This window comes from Flavobacterium marginilacus, assembly GCF_026870155.1.
Classification (GTDB): domain Bacteria; phylum Bacteroidota; class Bacteroidia; order Flavobacteriales; family Flavobacteriaceae; genus Flavobacterium; species Flavobacterium marginilacus.
Genome location: NZ_CP113975.1, coordinates 1,517,514 through 1,533,166, shown reverse-complemented (window position 1 = coordinate 1,533,166; position 15,653 = coordinate 1,517,514). Strand labels below are relative to the sequence as shown.

The 15,653-nt window shown below is 34.2% G+C and carries 15 protein-coding genes and 1 CRISPR repeat array (1 of these 16 only partly in view); of the genes, 13 read left to right on the top strand and 2 right to left on the bottom strand.

All coding sequences use genetic code 11. From position 1 onward, the window contains the following. Positions 1-9 precede the first annotated feature (9 nt). The 7 genes from rsfS to OZP07_RS06675 all read left to right on the top strand — a co-directional run bounded on the left by rsfS (position 10) and on the right by OZP07_RS06675 (position 5,585). Positions 10-381, top strand: a complete 372-nt coding sequence (gene rsfS, locus OZP07_RS06705; protein ID WP_194642244.1) for a ribosome silencing factor — start codon at positions 10-12, stop codon at positions 379-381. A 15-nt stretch (positions 382-396) separates the two neighbouring features. Next, entirely contained in the window at positions 397-2,322 is a 1,926-nt protein-coding gene (ftsH, locus tag OZP07_RS06700; RefSeq protein ID WP_194642212.1) for an ATP-dependent zinc metalloprotease FtsH, read from the top strand. Between the two features lie 107 nt (positions 2,323-2,429). Beyond that, complete coding sequence (locus tag OZP07_RS06695) at positions 2,430-3,032, top strand: LUD domain-containing protein (protein WP_194642211.1); 603 nt, start codon at positions 2,430-2,432, stop codon at positions 3,030-3,032. A gap of 1 nt (position 3,033) precedes the next feature. Beyond that, a complete protein-coding gene (locus tag OZP07_RS06690; RefSeq protein ID WP_194642210.1) occupies positions 3,034-3,885 on the top strand; it encodes a phosphatidate cytidylyltransferase in 852 nt (283 codons plus the stop codon). Then, positions 3,875-4,528 (top strand): phosphatidylserine decarboxylase family protein, encoded by a 654-nt coding sequence (locus OZP07_RS06685; RefSeq protein ID WP_281637728.1) that lies wholly within the window; start codon positions 3,875-3,877, stop codon positions 4,526-4,528. The genes OZP07_RS06690 and OZP07_RS06685 overlap by 11 nt, the downstream gene beginning before the upstream one ends. After that, entirely contained in the window at positions 4,528-4,794 is a 267-nt protein-coding gene (locus OZP07_RS06680) for an acyl-CoA-binding protein (protein ID WP_194642208.1), read from the top strand. The genes OZP07_RS06685 and OZP07_RS06680 overlap by 1 nt, the downstream gene beginning before the upstream one ends. An 86-nt stretch (positions 4,795-4,880) precedes the next feature. Beyond that, positions 4,881-5,585, top strand: a complete 705-nt coding sequence (locus OZP07_RS06675) for a superoxide dismutase (RefSeq protein ID WP_281637727.1) — start codon at positions 4,881-4,883, stop codon at positions 5,583-5,585. A 60-nt stretch (positions 5,586-5,645) separates the two neighbouring features. Here the strand turns inward: OZP07_RS06675 and OZP07_RS06670 are convergent, their stop codons facing one another. Continuing rightward, complete coding sequence (locus OZP07_RS06670; RefSeq protein WP_281637726.1) at positions 5,646-7,520, bottom strand: alpha-amylase family glycosyl hydrolase; 1,875 nt, start codon at positions 7,518-7,520, stop codon at positions 5,646-5,648. Positions 7,521-7,807: 287 nt separating this feature from the next. On the opposite strand from OZP07_RS06670, the gene OZP07_RS06665 reads away from it, so the two are divergent. The 6 genes from OZP07_RS06665 to cas2 all read left to right on the top strand — a co-directional run bounded on the left by OZP07_RS06665 (position 7,808) and on the right by cas2 (position 14,412). Beyond that, entirely contained in the window at positions 7,808-9,445 is a 1,638-nt protein-coding gene (locus OZP07_RS06665; protein WP_228520912.1) for an OstA-like protein, read from the top strand. Positions 9,446-9,510: 65 nt separating this feature from the next. Beyond that, positions 9,511-10,692: an aspartate aminotransferase family protein gene (locus OZP07_RS06660; protein WP_281637725.1), complete on the top strand. Its 1,182-nt coding sequence runs from the start codon at positions 9,511-9,513 to the stop codon at positions 10,690-10,692. Positions 10,693-10,866: 174 nt separating this feature from the next. Further along, the gene (locus OZP07_RS06655; RefSeq protein ID WP_281637724.1) at positions 10,867-12,264 is read left to right on the top strand and encodes a tetratricopeptide repeat protein; all 1,398 of its coding nucleotides are present in this window, start codon (positions 10,867-10,869) and stop codon (positions 12,262-12,264) included. Beyond that, complete coding sequence (locus OZP07_RS06650; protein ID WP_281637723.1) at positions 12,264-13,013, top strand: shikimate dehydrogenase family protein; 750 nt, start codon at positions 12,264-12,266, stop codon at positions 13,011-13,013. The genes OZP07_RS06655 and OZP07_RS06650 overlap by 1 nt, the downstream gene beginning before the upstream one ends. 179 nt (positions 13,014-13,192) lie before the next feature. Then, positions 13,193-14,107 carry a type II CRISPR-associated endonuclease Cas1 gene (cas1, locus tag OZP07_RS06645; protein WP_281637722.1) on the top strand — a complete coding sequence of 305 codons (915 nt, stop codon included), beginning with the start codon at positions 13,193-13,195 and terminating at the stop codon, positions 14,105-14,107. Beyond that, positions 14,083-14,412, top strand: coding sequence for a CRISPR-associated endonuclease Cas2 (cas2, locus tag OZP07_RS06640; RefSeq protein WP_194642201.1), 330 nt, complete (start codon positions 14,083-14,085; stop codon positions 14,410-14,412). Before cas1 ends, cas2 begins: the two co-directional genes overlap by 25 nt. Here cas2 and OZP07_RS06635 read toward each other — a convergent pair. After that, positions 14,409-15,023, bottom strand: a complete 615-nt coding sequence (locus OZP07_RS06635) for a transposase (RefSeq protein ID WP_281637721.1) — start codon at positions 15,021-15,023, stop codon at positions 14,409-14,411. The two genes, cas2 and OZP07_RS06635, sit on opposite strands and share 4 nt — an antisense overlap. 248 nt (positions 15,024-15,271) lie before the next feature. Next, a CRISPR array of direct repeats spans positions 15,272-15,653; the repeat unit is 36 nt; unit sequence AATATCGTGTTTTCTAATCTTTAATCAAACCACAAC (it continues 1,756 nt past the right edge of the window).

Below are 15,653 nucleotides of genomic sequence, written 5' to 3'. Positions count from 1 at the left end.
AAAAAATACATGACGAAAAAGATTATAAACAATGATGCTCTATTGGCAAACATCATAAAAGGAATAGAAGAAGTAAAAGGAAGTGATATCGATATTTTAGATTTAAGAGAAATAGACACTGCAGTTTGTGACTATTTTGTAATATGCAATGGTAATTCAAATACACAAGTAAATGCTATTGTTAATTCAATTCAAAAAACAGTTTCTAAAGATTTAAAAGACAAACCTTGGCATGTTGAAGGTTCTGATGTAGCCGAATGGGTATTAATGGATTATGTTCACATCGTAGTACATGTATTTCAAAAACACATTCGTGAATATTATAACATTGAAAGTCTTTGGGGTGATGCCAAAATCACTAAAATCGAAAACAAATATTAAAGAAACAATCTTCTAATGGCTAAAGAAAATAATCCAAATTCAAATAAATTTAAGGTAAGTCCTTGGTTAGTATACACTGCAATAATATTGATTTTTTTAGCAATAAGCTTTGCAACCGGCGGATCAAACTTTCAAGAACCAGGTCAGCTAAAATCGTCTGAGATTGATAACATGCTGGCTAAAGGACAAATTAAAAATGTTGTCATTTTCAACAATAAAGATGCAGAAATTTATCTTTCGGATGCTGCATTAAAAGACCCTGCTAATAAAAAAGTTGCAAAAAATGTTTTAGATCAGCCTAATAAAGGTCCTCATTACACAACAAAATTTGGAGACCTTAAATCATTTCAAGAAAAACTTGACAAGGCCAAGATTGAAAAGAAATTAGTCGATTACGATTTTAAAGATTCCAGCAATTGGACAGATATCTTAATAAGCCTGCTGCCAATAATAATCATTATAGGTGTGTGGATTTTTATCATGAGAAAAATGTCTGGCGGACCAGGCGGCGGAGGCGGACAGATTTTCAATATTGGAAAATCAAAAGCAAAACTCTTTGACGAAAAAACAGATATCAAAACCACTTTTAAAGACGTAGCTGGATTAGAAGGTGCCAAAGAAGAAATACAGGAAATTGTAGAATTTCTTAAAAACCCTGAAAAATACACTAATCTGGGAGGTAAAATCCCTAAAGGAGCATTATTAGTAGGACCTCCAGGAACAGGTAAAACTTTATTAGCCAAAGCTGTTGCCGGCGAAGCTCAAGTGCCGTTTTTCTCTCTTTCTGGTTCTGATTTTGTGGAAATGTTCGTAGGAGTTGGTGCTTCTCGTGTACGTGATCTTTTCAAACAAGCCAAAGAAAAATCTCCAGCAATTATTTTTATCGACGAAATTGATGCGGTAGGACGTGCAAGAGGGAAAAGCAATATGTCCGGCGGAAATGATGAAAGAGAAAATACTCTGAATCAATTACTGACTGAGATGGACGGTTTCGGAACTAATTCAAATGTAATTGTTCTTGCAGCGACAAACAGAGCCGATGTTTTAGACAAAGCCCTGATGCGTGCCGGACGTTTTGACAGACAGATTTTTGTGGACTTACCAGACATTCGTGAAAGAGCTGAAATTTTCCAAGTTCACTTAGGACCTATCAAAAAAGTAGAAGGACTTGATCTCGATTTCCTTGCCAAACAGACTCCAGGTTTCTCTGGTGCCGATATTGCTAATGTTTGTAACGAAGCCGCTTTGATTGCTGCCCGTAACAACAAAACTGCAGTTGACAAACAGGATTTTCTTGATGCCGTAGACAGAATTATCGGCGGTCTTGAAAAGAAAAACAAAATTATTACTCCTGAAGAAAAAAGAGCAATCGCCATTCACGAAGCTGGTCACGCAACTGTAAGCTGGATGCTTGAGCATGCTGCACCGCTTATTAAAGTGACTATTGTACCCCGCGGACAAAGTCTGGGAGCAGCATGGTACCTTCCTGAAGAAAGACAAATCGTCAGAACAGATCAAATGTTAGACGAAATGTGCGCAACTATGGGAGGAAGAGCAGCGGAGAAAGTAACTTTTGACAGAATTTCGACTGGAGCACTTAGTGACTTAGAAAAAGTAACACGCCAAGCCCGCGCAATGGTAACGATTTATGGTTTGAATGACAAAATAGGAAATGTTACTTATTACGATTCATCAGGGCAAAGCGAATACAGTTTTTCTAAACCTTATTCTGATGATACTGCCAAAATAATTGATGCTGAAATTTCAGAATTAATCGAAGGACAATACGTTAGGGCCATTCAGATTTTAGAAGAAAACAAAGATAAATTAAATCAGCTTGCTGATATTTTAATTGAAAAAGAAGTAATCTTCAAAGATGATTTAGAAGCTATATTTGGTCAGAGAACATTCGACAAAAATTTAGGCGAAGTAGTTTCGTAATTTAAAAATTAACAAATATTTAAAATCTTAATTCAAAACCTCGTTTTGAATTAAGATTTTTTTATCTTTGAACGTTTTCAAGTAACACAAAACGATTAGTAACAAATATGAATCTTTTTAAAAAATTATTTGGTTCTAATGATCCTTCATCTGATGAAGGCATGAACGATAATTCAAATAAACCAAATCCAGATATTAACTCCCCTTTGGATGAACAGTTCATCTATAATTTTAAAAAAAACGGCGGGAAATTTTTATACTGCGAAAATTTAGATGAAGTAAAAGAGCAATTTGAAAATATACTTGAAGAAAATGACTGGTTTGAAACTGAAGCTTTATGTTACGAACCAAAATTGTTTTTTTTATTAGATGAAAACAAACTTACATACGGTCAAAATATAAACCCTAAATTTTTATTATCCGGCTGCGAAAATCTAATAACTGAAGAAGGATCAATTTTATTTTCCTCCAATCAGATTAAGCAGAAAAAACCAAATGATTTACCTGCCAATATCATAATTTTGGCAAAAACAAGCCAGATTGTTGAAGGTAAAAGTGAAGGACTTAGTGCTATCAGAAAAAAATATTTAACAGAATACCCTACCAATATCACAACTATCAAATATTTCGAAAAAGCCAAAGAGGAAGATTTCACTCAGTATGGAAGTTCCGCAAAAAATTTATACCTATTGCTCTTAGAAGATCTTTAAAATGAATGAAACACTAAAAAGATCAATATCGGGGGCTGTTTATATTTTATTACTAATAGCTTCAATACAATACTCTATAGATACTTTTTTTGTTCTATTTGGAGTTTTTTTATTAATAGCAGTATTCGAATTTTGCAATCTCGTACACTTAAACAAGATTGCACCAATTATAACAGCCTGTTTATTCTATTCCTTTTTTTATAAAATTGCTATAGCCGAAAAAGATGATGGAGTTTTATACGTACTTCGGTATAACAGAAATTTTGATTTAGCCGTATTATTTTCATCCCTTATCGTCTCATTAAAATGCATTGTCTTTTTATTTGACAACAAAAATTTAAAAGTAGATTCCTTTTCAAAATTTGCTTATCTGATTGGATATATAATTCTGCCATTTGTTATTATCACAAAAATACCTTTTGGAATTAAGGGGTACAACCCAAACATCCTGATTAGTATTTTTATTTTAATATGGACCAATGATACATTTGCTTACTTGGTTGGAAAATCAATTGGTAGACACAAATTATTTGAAAGGATTTCTCCTAAAAAAACCATTGAAGGATTTCTGGGTGGTATAGGATTTGCAGTACTTGCAAGTTATTTTATTTCAAAATATTTTTTAATGCTTCCAGAAAAAAACACATACATCTGGCTTATAATTGCAGCAATTGTTGGTGTTTTCGGAACTATTGGAGATTTAGTTGAGTCCAAATTCAAGCGGATTTCAGAAAAAAAAGACAGCGGCAACATCATGCCCGGCCATGGAGGCATCCTAGATCGATTAGATAGTGTTATCTTTGTAGCACCAATTATATTTTTATTTTATCAAATTTTAAATTATGTTTCATAAAGAAGGAACTCAAAGTATTTTATTAGGCACTATTGTTACTGCTGTTGTTTTTTTAGCATCAGACTATTTTATCCAGACAGAATGGATTAAAATGGCTATTGAAATTGTAACTTTGTTATTATTGATTATCATCCTGCAATTTTTTAGAAACCCTAAAAGAACTGTAGAAATAAACGAAAATCATATTATTGCTCCTGTAGACGGAAAGGTAGTTGTGATAGAAGAAGTGTTTGAAAGCGAATATTTTAAAGACAAGAGGCTTCAGGTTTCAATTTTTATGTCTCCTATAAATGTTCACGTTACTCGTTACGCAATAAGCGGATTAGTAAAATTCAGCAAATACCATCCCGGTAAATTTCTTGTAGCCTGGCATCCAAAAGCCAGTGAAGAAAATGAAAGAACAACCATTGTTGTTGAAAATAAAACTTTCGGAGCTATTTTGTACCGTCAGATTGCAGGTGCATTAGCAAAGCGTATTGTAAATTATGCACAGGAAGGCATGCAGGTTGTACAAGGCACCGATGCTGGTTTTATTAAATTTGGTTCAAGAGTAGATATTTTTCTGCCTCTAGGCACTCCGATTAATGTAGAATTAAATCAAAAAGCAATTGGAGGAAAGACTATAATTGCAATTAAGGCTTAATGATTGAAAAAGATTTAGACAAACAATTTCAAGAAGCAGTTGAAATTGCTTCTTCTATGACTCAAGCATCTTTACCGCAGGATGTGCAGCTGCGTCTTTATGCTTTTTACAAACAGGCAACATTTGACAAAAGTAACTTTAAAGTCACAGACAATTCTGACTTAAGAAATGCTTTTAAAACTAATGCCTGGATTCAGATCAGTCATCTTACACAAAATGAAGCCAAGAAAAAATATATTAAATTAATTCATTCCCTAATAAAGTAATCGTATTATTTTTTATGAAAAAAAACACTTTTATATTAGCAAGCCTGCTCTTTATTTTGGTCTTAGTTTCTTGTAATGAAAAAAAAATGACTGAAGTTGTAGAAGTACCATTACCTGCAGTACAAGAAAAAATAAAAATAGGCAATCCAAATGATTTAAAAGCAAATGAAGGCTCTTTTCAATTGGAAAAACTATCGTTTGGCTATGATGCACTCGCACCGGATTTATCGGCTTTGACATTAGAATCTCATTATAAAAATTATTTATATTACACCAACAGCCTAAACAAAACAGTTCTGGGAACAGATAAAGAGAATCTTACCATTGAAGATATATTAAAAAAATTAGATATTAATGATACTGAACTCCGAAATAATGCCGGAGGATATTACAACCACACTTTATATTTCAATTCGATAGGTCCAAAAGCCGGAGGAGAACCAATAGATACTTTAGCTTCAAAAATCACCACCGATTTTGGCTCATTTTCAAATTTTAAAACAGTTTTTAAAGACGCTGCAAATAAACAGTTTGGATCTGGATGGGTTTGGCTTGTAGTTGACAAAACTGGAGTTCTTCAATTATCAACAACACAAGATCAAGACAATCCATTAATGACCTATGCACCGGTTACTGGATTTCACGGAACACCAATTTTAGGAATAGATCTTTGGGAACATGCCTATTTTATGGATTACCAATACAAAAAGAAAAAATATATCGATGATTTTTTCAGCATAATAAACTGGGAAAAAGTCAACGAAAACTACAAGGCTACTTTCAAAAAGTAAGAAACAAAAAAAGCTGATATCCTAAAAATTATCAGCTTTTTTTATACTCCTTTAATCAGCTTAATCCAATTGATAAATAAATGATTCCAACGGATGAATTGTAATTGAAGCTTTTCCTTCTCCATTGGCAACCAATAATTGAACAGTACTTTTTCCATACAATTGATCATTTAGAGCATAGGTTCCATCTTTCAAATTCCATTTACTGATAATATCTGCTGAAATTTTTAATTCAAAACTATTTACAGCTTCAGAAGAGAAATTAGTAATAACTATTAATTTTTGGGTATCAGACCAGCGGACAAATGAATAAACATGATTTGGGTCATATCCAAGGCCTGCATGACGGTTTACTTCCTGAAGATCTTGAAACTGCCCCATTACTGCAGAACTTTTGGCAGAGAAATTTAATAATTTTTTATAAAAATCACGCAGATCTTTTTCACTTTGCGATAATTTTCCGCCGTCAAAAGCACCGTCATTCATCCATCGCTGATGATTTGGCACACCTACATAATCAAAAATGGATGTTCTGGAATGAGATCCAAAACCACCGTTTTCATTTCCTGCCTCTCCTACTTCCTGTCCAAAATAAATCATAATTGGTGCCGAAGTTATCATCGCAGAAACTACCATCATTGGTTTTCCTTTTTCAGGAGAACCTGCGAATTCTGGACTTGCTAATCGCTGTTCATCATGATTGTCCAAAAACTTCAGCATATGAACATCAATATCAGCCAGACCGCTTTGAATATAGGATAATCCATCAGGAGGTGTTTTTCCCTGAATAATATCTTTCAGTTTATCATAAGTCTCTACTTTATCATACAAATAATCCATTTTACCCAAATGAATATAATTGCGATACTCTCTCGGATTATAAACCTCCGCCATTAGAAAAGCGTCCGGATTTACATTTTTTATCGCTGAATTCATATAACTCCAAAATTCATAAGGAACCATTTCGGCCATATCATATCTAAAACCATCCACACCTTTAGCAGTCCAATACAACGCAATATCCCTGAACTTAATCCAGGAACTAGGCACGCTTTTATCTTTCCAAAAATCAAAATGTTCTTTAGAAGACAGTTTATCATAACCAGCTGGTAATTCAGGAAAATCTTTTGAACCATCTGGGCGTATGCCGTAATTTACTTTGACGGTTTCATACCAGTCATTTTTATCGGGTTTTGCCATTCTGGAACCGTTGCCAGTCCATTTAGCAGGATTTTCTTCAAACTTACCATCAATTAACGGATTACTTTCACCGTTCAGAGGTCTGTCTCCATCAGGTAACTGAAATGGGGTATTCGGAATGTAATAAAAATTATTATCTCTTTTGTATTCCACGGTAACATCATCATCGGCACCAAAATCCCTCACTCCTTTTGGATTGTTTTTCCCTTCATATTTACGGGCAATGTGATTGGGAACAATATCAATAATAACTTTAAGACCTGTTTTGTGGGTTCTTTTTATCAATGCCTCAAATTCTTCTAAACGTTTTGCAGGATCAACTGCTAAATCAGGATTCACATTATAATAATCTTTTACAGCATAGGGCGAACCTGCCCTTCCTTTGACCACTTCCGGATCATCGTTTGAAATTCCTATTGCAGTATAATCCCTAATCACAGCATGATGCGGAACACCCGTGTACCAAATATGGGTAACACCTAAATCTTTTATCTCATGAAGCGCTTTGTCTGTAAAATCATTAAATTTTCCAACGCCATTTTCTTCAATTGTTCCCCACGGTTTATTGGCTGTGTTTTTGTTACCGAACAAACGGGTAAATACTTGGTAAACTACTGCTTTATTTTCAGAAACGATTTCTTTCTTTTGTCCACTCATTTTTACATCTTTAGTTTTACATGCTACAGCGATAAGCAAAATACTTATTCCTGTGATTACTTTTTTTGTAGTGCTCATCTATTTAAATCATAAAAAATTAAAAATACCCAATTGTTACATTTTAACACCTGTATCAATCTATAAATTTAATCTTTTTTCAAAATAAAGCAATGAGCAAAGTCTCCAAATCCAGTCTGTTTCACACTCAAAAAACCACTACAACGTAATAGCCAAACCCTTTGTTTATAACTATTTTATTTTCTAAAAAGCCTCTTCCTGATTACAGCAGTAAACTATTATAAATAAATCCTAATATCTATAGGGTTTGTTTCAATTTTCATAAATTTACAAAAAAAATCAGACCATTGAAGAAATCTTTATATTTCATTATCTATTGCTTAATATTACTTGGTGCAAATCATATTTTGGCACAGGCTCCTAAAAAAATTCATGTTGAACAATCTGACTTTGCCGATATGGATAAAGACAAATATCCAGGTGCTCTATTGCTAACCGGAAATGTAAAAGTAAGCCATGACGGCGTGGTTCTCACCTGTAATAAAGCTTACTTTTTCCAAAAAGAAAATTATTTAAAAGCTTTTGGAAATGTACAATTGGTACAGGGAGACACTTTATATTTAAATAGTAATTATGCTGAATACAGCGGCGAATTAAAAAAGGCTTTTGCAACTGGTAATGCTGTCATGAGCTCTCCAGACGCCACATTGGCAACAGATACGATCAATTTTGACAGAAATATTCAGGAAGTATTTTACAACACAAAAGGAACCATAATTAACAAAGACAATACTTTAAAAAGCAAATCTGGAAGATATTATGTGACCCAGAAAAAATTTCAATTCTTAACAGAGGTAACACTTACCAATAAATCATACGAAATTAAATCCAACCACTTGGATTATTACAGTAATTCCGGGCACTCTTATCTTTTTGGTCCATCAACAATTACCAGTAAAACCAATTATATTTATACAGAGAAAGGGTTTTATGATACCAAAAAAAATCTGGCACATTTCTTAGATAAATCTTATATAAAATATGATGACCGAATCATAAAGGGAGATAGTCTGTATTATGACCGAAATAAAGAATTTGCATCGGCAACACGAAATGTAAAAATAACCGATTCGGTCAATCGAGGAGTAATTCGGGGACATTATGCTGAATTATTCAAGAAAAAAGATTCTATGTTTGTTACCAAAAGAGCTTTGGCTGTCAATTTTGTTGACAATGATTCCGTATATATTCATGGGAAAAAACTTATGGTAACCGGTAAAGAAGGCGACAGAATCATTCGAGCTTTTAACAATGTACGTTTTTACAAAACCGACATGAGCGGTAAATGCGATTCTATTCATTCCAGTTCTAAAATTTCTTTGACAAAATTGATAGGAAATCCAATACTCTGGAATGGAGAAAGCCAAATTACTGGTGATGTTATGCATCTCATTGGAGATAATAAGACTCAAAAACTAGACTCGCTCAAAGTACTCAACAACACCTTTCTGGTCTCGAAAGACACCCTTGGAACCGGATATAATCAGGTAAAAGGACAAAACTTATTTGGTAAATTTCTAGACGGAAAAATTCATGATGTTGATATTATAAAAAATGCTGAAATGATTTACTACATGCGGAACAATGCCAATGAACTAATTGGTATAGATAAAAAAGTATGCAGTAAAATCAATATCATCTTTGACAAAAATGACATAGACGAAACCACCTTTTTTAAGCAGGTAGACGGTATTGTTTATCCAGAAACTGAATTTCCCGAAAATGCCAGAGCCCTTCGCGGACTCAAATGGCGGGGCGATGAAAAGATTAAATCCAAAGATGATGTTTTTAGCAAAGAAGAAAATGCTGAAGAACTAAAAATCATTGAAGAAACACAAAAAGACAAAGCAAAAAAAGCTACACCGATGAAAGTTCGAAAAGAAACTTTGAATTATGATAAGAAGAACTCCAAAAGTAATCAGTAAGCAGTTTTTAGATGGCAGATTATAACTTCAACGATAAACCTTTAAACACATAAACTTTCCAAAAAGTGAATCCGGATTTTATAAAATACCAAGCACAAACTTCGCCATATCCATTGGGTATGGAAGTATCACATGCCATTGGTTCCTATATTTATGACACTAGTAACAAAAAATATTTAGATTTTGTAGCAGGAGTTTCGGCCTGTACGCTTGGCCATCAGAACAAAAGAGTAAATGACGCTATAAAAGACCAGTTGGATAAATATTCGCATGTTATGGTTTATGGCGAATATTCACAAAGTCCCGCAGTAGAATACTGCAAATTGATGGCCTCTCTCCTCCCTGCTCCTTTAGACAAAACTTATCTGGTCAACTCAGGAACCGAAGCAATAGAAGGCGCATTAAAACTTGCAAAAAGAGTAACAGGAAGAAGCCAGCTCATTTCATGTCATAATGCCTATCATGGCAACACCATGGGATCAATGAGTGTAATGGGCTTTGAAGAACGCAAGCAGGCTTTTCGCCCACTGCTTCCCGACATCGATTTTATAACATTCAATAATGAAGCCGATTTACAGAAAATCACCAACAAAACAGCGGGAATCTTACTCGAAACAATCCAGGGAGGAGCTGGTTTTATTGAACCTTATAATAATTTTTTAAAGAAAGTAAAAGCGCGATGCGAAGAAGTAGGGGCTTTAATGATATTAGACGAAATCCAGCCGGGATTTGGCAGAACAGGTGCTCTTTTTGGATTTCAAAACTATGATGTCGTTCCAGATATTCTGGTAATGGGAAAAGGAATGGGTGGCGGCATGCCAGTTGGTGCTTTTACCGCTTCATCGGCAATGATGGATTTATTGACTGAAAACCCGAAATTGGGTCACATTACAACCTTTGGAGGTCATCCTGTCATTGCGTCAGCATGTCTGGCTACTTTGAAAGAATTAACTGAAACCTCAATCATTACAGATACTTTAGAGAAAGAAAATCTCTTCAGAAAGCTTTTGGTACATCCTTTGATTAAAGAAATAAGAGGAAGAGGATTAATGCTTGCAGCCATGACGGAGAGTGCAGACATCACAAATGAAGTGATATTAAAATGTCAGGACAGAGGTTTGATTCTATTTTGGCTTCTTTTTGAAGGATGCGCAATTCGAATAACACCGCCACTGACCATTTCCGAAGAAGAAATTCGAGAAGGCTGTGCAATAATTCTTGAAGTGATGAATGAAATGATGATTTAAGAATTTAGATTTAAAAAATAAATATTTAAGGTTTGACATTGACTTTTGACATTGACTTTTGATATTGCCATTGGAAAACCTGTTAATTAAATTGTTCACAACAAATAGAATTCTTCCTCTTTTCAACAATACGTTTCCTTAATTTTAATTTAGGATAATTTAAAAACACACAGTATGCAATTAAGCAACGAAGAAGAAGATTATAACTTATCCCTATCCAAATTTGAGTCTATGTTGAAAACCAACAAAGTGCTCTTTTTTGACTCCGAAGAATTTGAAGAAATCATTCTTCATTATCTCGATATGGGCAAGTCTGCATTGGCCAAAAAAGCTTTAAAATTAGCACTGGAACAGCACCCAAGATCCAGCGGCCTTAAATTAGTCCAGGTAGAAATGCTGATTTATGATGATAAACTCGAAATGGCCGAAAAGCTATTGAATGAGCTGTATGCTATCGAACCAACAAACGAAGAAATTTATATTCAGAAAGCCAATATCTGTTCCAAAAGAGATCAGCATGAAAAAGCCGTAGAAATGCTCAAAATAGCATTGAAATATACAGATGACTATGCCGATGTGTACAACTTAATGGGAATGGAATATCTTTTTATGGATAATCTTGAACTTGCCAAAGACAGCTTCATTAAATGTCTCGAAGAAGATTTTGAAGATCAATCGGCATTATATAATGTGGTATATTGTTTTGAATTTTTAGATCAAAATCAGGAAGCAATTGCCTATCTGAATAAATACATCAACAAAAATCCTTACAGCGAGATTGCCTGGCATCAATTAGGCCGCTTGTTTTATGGCGTGAAGGAATATGAAAGTGCTATTCATGCATTTGAATATGCAACTCTTATTGATGAAGAATTTCTAGGTGCTTTTATGGAAAAAGCAAAAGCGCTGGAACGTCTAAAGAAATATGAAGAAGCCATTGAAAGCTACAACAGAACATTGGAACTGGACGATGCCACTTCATACGCATTACTCCGAATAGGAAAATGTTATGAAAAATTAGGCAATAAAGTTCTAGCCTTGAAATATTATAACAAAACTGTACATGAAGATCCTCTTTTAGACAAAGGCTGGATTGCCATTACTGATTTTTATGTACGCCAGAAAAACTTCCAAAAAGCATTATTTTTTGTCAATAAAGCATTAGCAATTGATAATCAGAACAAATTATACTGGAAACGTTTTGCTGCTATCAACAAGCAGATGAACTTTTTTGAAGAAGCTGAATTTGGTTATCGAAAAGCAGTAGAATTTGGAGATTATCAGCTCGACACTTGGCTGTTTTGGGTTGACATTTTACAGTTTTTAGGAGAATTTGAAAGTGCAATACAAACATTACTGCAGGCTTCAGAATATTTTCCTGAAGAAAACGAAGTCGAATACCGTTTGGCTGGATTGTATTTTATGCTTTCAGACAATATCAAAGCTAAATTTCATTTAAGTAATGCTTTGCGTCTGAATTATGACAATTACATCCTGTTAGAAGATTTATTCCCTGTGGTTTGGGAGAAAAAAATGGTACGAAATTATATTGACAAACATAAAAAACAATAATGACTGAAGTTTTAAGGAGACGATTTGGTTTATTAGGCCGCAATATCAGCTATTCCTTTTCAAAAGGATATTTTACAGAAAAATTCAGCAAGGAACATTTTGAAGGCTGTACCTATGAAAATTTTGACATACAGGAAATCAATGAGTTTACCGAATTAATAAAAAACAACAATAACCTTAACGGATTGAATGTCACTATTCCTTATAAAGAATCCGTGATTCCTTTTTTAGACAAATTATCTAAAAACGCAGTCGAAATTGGGGCTGTAAACACCATAAAATTTACCAAAAAAGGAAAATTAAAAGGCTACAACACCGATTATTACGGTTTCCAAAAATCTCTTGAACCATTATTACAGCCACATCACAAAAAAGCATTGATTCTGGGAACCGGCGGCGCTTCAAAAGGAGTTGCCTTTGCTTTAGACCAATTGGATATCACTTATACATTTGTTTCCCGCGGGGACAAAGAAAACTGTATCGATTACAGCCTTATCAATGCTACTACGTTTGATAACTACCAGATTATCATCAACTGTACTCCAGTAGGAACAAGTCCAAATGTGGATTTATTTCCGCTTATTCCCTACGAATACTTCACAGAGAAACATATTGCCTACGATTTGATTTACAATCCTGCTGAAACACAATTTCTAAGTAAAGCAAAAGCTCAGGGCGCACAGATTAAAAATGGTTTGGACATGCTTATTTTTCAAGCAGAAAAAGCCTGGAAGATATGGAATAAATAGAAAAATACTTTTTAAACACAATACCTCAAAGCCCTCAGAAGGATTTTCCTTTTGAGGGCTTTGTGCGTAAAAACATTACCTCTGAATCTCTTCATTTACGGTTTACCGTAATACAGTCATTTAAAAACTCCGTTAATTTATGTGAATATTTTAGGTATTTAATTTAAAAAATTAAAATCATGCTAAAAAGAACTATTCTTGTCGAAAACAAATCTTCAATCAGCACCAAAAATCTGCAGCTGATTATTAAATCTGAAGTAAGAGAAAGTTCAGTTCCAATAGAAGATATAGGGTTTCTTGTTCTTGACAATCCTGAAATTTATTTGAGTATTCCAGCTATGAACCTGATGATTGAAAACAATACAGCCGTCATTATCTGTTCCAATAATCACTTGCCCAATGGCATGTTCCTGAACCTCAACAGCCATCATATACAGCAGGAAATATTCAAAAATCAAATCGAAGCTACTGTTCCTCTAAAAAAACAATTGTGGCAGCAGACCATAATCGAAAAAATAAAAAATCAAGGAGAATTACTGGAAAGATTAACCAAAAATAAAAATCAATTTGATTATCTGGCCACCAAAGTTTTGAGTGGTGACACCAGTAATATGGAAGGAGTTGCTGCTCAGCATTATTGGAAATATTTTCCATTTCCAAATCAGGAAAAAGAAAGCATCAAAAGAGAACGCTTTGGAGATTACCCTAACAATTTTCTAAATTATGGTTACGCCATATTGAGAGCGGCCACTGCAAGAGCGGTTTCAGGAAGCGGCCTGCTCAACACGCTCGGCATTCACCATAAAAGCAAATACAATGCCTTTGCTCTGGCAGATGATATTATGGAGCCCTTTAGGCCAATAGTAGACGAAAAAGTGTTCCAAATCATGCAGTGCTATGATGAACAGGAATTAAACACTTTACTTAAATCCGAACTATTGCAGATTCTTACACGGACAGTTTATTTCAAAGAAGAGAAAAGCCCTTTAATGGTTGGATTGCAAAAAACAGCCAGTTCCTTACAGCAATGTTTTACGGGCAACAGAAAAAAAATAAAATATCCTAAATTATGGAACTCAACGGATACCGAATAATGTGGCTGTTCGTATTTTTTGATTTACCTACGGAAACCAAAAAAGACCGTAGGAATGCTTCTGGATTTAGGAATAATCTTTTAAAAGATGGATTCTCCATGATGCAATATTCTGTGTATGTCCGTCATTGTGCCAGCAGTGAAAGTGCCGATGTACATGAAAAACGCATTCACAAACTTTTACCTCCTTTAGGAAAAGTGAGTGTTTTACGAATTACCGATAAGCAATTTGGCAATATCCAGAATTTTTGGGGCAAAGCCGAAATTCCCAAAGAACCTCAGCCCACACAATTGGAATTGTTTTAATGCTTCTCAAAAAAAGTATCTGCCATCCATTTTTCAGGATTCAAATCAATGTAATTACTTATATTTTGATAAGATCTCTCATTTCGAATAATGTGATCATGAAAAGATCTTTGCCAGGCAAAATCTGCAAAACCAGCATGATGCATCATTTTTGACGATGTTGTTTTAAAGGCACCAATCAAACTTGACAATGATTTTATTTTTATTTCATTATCCTGTACGGACAGCTTGCGAGCTGTCCCTTCCTTTATTTTATCGCGACCTGTCCCTACCGTCAATTTCTTTTTATCAATTTCAATAACCATATGAACATGATTGGGCATTATCACAAAATTATGGACATCAACATATTTATATTGCTCGGCCAGCCATTCTATCTGATTCTTTACAATTTTCCCGAATTCATTTAATTCCATCTTTTTTATAAATTCATCCGAATTCATTATAATATTCAATTCATCGATATCCCGTACGGACAGGTCGCGACCTGTCCCTACATCAACCACCACCCCCAAACAACAGACCCTATCCTTAACACAAATCGTAACGAAATATAAATTATCAGTGGAATAATCAAATCCTTGCATTCTATTTCTTTTTCTATTTTTCATAAACAATCTATTTATACATTACAACAATCTTCATGCCACCACAAATACGGACAGGCCACTCTTACGGGCAGGTCGCGACCTGTCCCTTCACCGAATCCAACTATAATTCTCATTATAAAAATATTGAAATCCAAATTATTACAAATAAAAAAATGCTTCAATCCTGGGTTATCAATCCAAAAAAGAAGCATTTTATTATACGATATTTCAATTTAATCACATGATTATCAAAAGGAAACAAACCAACTAATATCGTGTTTTCTAATCTTTAATCAAACCACAACGATTGATTCTTCATATAAGTTGGTTTGTGAATATCGTGTTTTCTAATCTTTAATCAAACCACAACAGTTTATGACTCACGAATTTTTATAATGCAAATATCGTGTTTTCTAATCTTTAATCAAACCACAACTGGTGCAATAGCATGAGCCGCTTTGGTATAAATATCGTGTTTTCTAATCTTTAATCAAACCACAACGCTCAGGACGAACGCGTGAGAGCTTCACATAATATCGTGTTTTCTAATCTTTAATCAAACCACAACATTTCCTGCTCGCTCTAAAGCAATCAATTCAATATCGTGTTTTCTAATCTTTAATCAAACCACAACACTAACAGAGGCATTTG